Raw genomic sequence first — 557 nt, 5'->3', positions numbered from 1 at the left:
GCCCGCTGTGCCGCCTGGGATTTATGGAAGGAGTGTCTGACACAGCCGGATTTTGATAATACGGCAAATACCCTGATCCCGATGGGCACAAAAGAGGACCCGTTCTGGCAGGGTTCAGGACGTACCATTTTTGCGGAAGCGGCGTACCTGATGCGTAATGACCCCAACCGCAGCTACAGCAAACTGGTGGACACACTGCTTTCCATCAAAATCGAAAAACTGCGTACCTTCCTGCGTAATTCACCGGCGGCCAACCTGGTGGAAGAGAAAATTGAGAAAACGGCGATTTCCATCCGTGCTGTGCTGACCAACTACGTGAAAGCCATCCGTTACCTGCAGGGGATTGAGCATAACGGTGAGTCTTTTACCATCCGTGACTGGATGCGGGGTGTCCGGGAAGATCAGAAAAACGGCTGGCTGTTTATCTCGTCGAATGCCGACACCCATGCCTCCCTGAAGCCGGTGATCTCCATGTGGCTGTCCATTGCCATTCGTGGTCTGCTGGCAATGGGAGAAAACCGTAACCGTCGTGTGTGGTTTTTCTGTGATGAGCTACC

1 protein-coding gene is annotated in these 557 nt (G+C 53.1%); it reads left to right on the top strand.

Annotated elements, in window-relative coordinates; translation table 11 throughout:
- Positions 1-36: 36 nt before the first annotated feature.
- Positions 37-557, top strand: a 521-nt coding sequence (locus ABD169_RS16110) for a type IV secretion system DNA-binding domain-containing protein (protein WP_344033624.1), incomplete at its 3' end; no start/stop codon positions are given.

Origin of the sequence: Leucobacter iarius (genome assembly GCF_039530105.1) — a bacterium.
GTDB lineage: Bacteria > Actinomycetota > Actinomycetes > Actinomycetales > Microbacteriaceae > Leucobacter > Leucobacter iarius.
Note: the sequence above shows the minus strand (reverse complement) of the source record. Positions and strands in the feature narration are given on the sequence as shown.